Origin of the sequence: Neisseria sicca 4320 (assembly GCF_000193735.1) — a bacterium.
GTDB classification, from domain to species: Bacteria; Pseudomonadota; Gammaproteobacteria; order Burkholderiales; family Neisseriaceae; genus Neisseria; species Neisseria sicca_E.
Genome location: NZ_AEPF01000143.1, coordinates 1 through 633, shown reverse-complemented (window position 1 = coordinate 633; position 633 = coordinate 1). Strand labels below are relative to the sequence as shown.

1 protein-coding gene and 1 pseudogene are annotated in these 633 nt (G+C 50.7%); one reads left to right on the top strand and one right to left on the bottom strand.

Annotated elements, in window-relative coordinates:
- The coding region (locus NSCA4_RS0111450; RefSeq protein WP_016688248.1) for a transposase at positions 1-211 on the top strand (211 nt) is incomplete at its 5' end.
- On the opposite strand, the pseudogene NSCA4_RS14810 reads toward NSCA4_RS0111450, so the two are convergent.
- A pseudogene (locus tag NSCA4_RS14810) lies at positions 209-633 on the bottom strand (IS30 family transposase); the annotation flags it as partial. The gene NSCA4_RS0111450 and the pseudogene NSCA4_RS14810 sit on opposite strands and share 3 nt — an antisense overlap.

The window sequence follows — 633 nt, the reverse complement described above, 5'->3', positions numbered from 1 at the left end:
AGATAATGCACGATTCCACCGTATGGGTGTCTTACGGGAAATGGCAGAAAAATTGGGACATAAGGTATTGCCTCTTGCACCTTATTCACCTGAGCTCAACCCGATTGAGAAGGTGTGGGCGAATATTAAGCGGTATCTGCGAACCGTATTGTCTGATTACGCCCGATTTGACGATGCGCTACTGTCCTATTTTTATTTTAATCCACTATAAGTTCTTTAATTTGCAGATGATGGTGTAGCGGGTAACGCGTTCAACTAAGGTCAGTAATGCGCTTTTCTGATCCTTGCCGACGACGGTGTCGGCTTCCCAATCGCCGATGCGGGCTTTTTGGTCGACGACGGCGGGTCGGTTTTCTATGCCGACGCGGTCGGGCACTTTGCCTCTGGTCCATGTGCTGCCGTAGCGCTTGCGGTAGGGTTTGCTGCATATTCTGAGATGTTGCCACAAAGTGCCGCCGTTACTTTTGTCTTGGCGGAGGTAGCGGTAAATGGTGCTGTGGTGGAGCGTAATTTGGTGGTGTTTGCGCAGGTAGGCGCATACTTGTTCGGGACTGAGTTTGCGGCGGATAAGGGTGTCGATGTGCCGAATCAGCTGCGAATCGAGCTTATAGGGTTTTCGCTTACGCTGTTTGG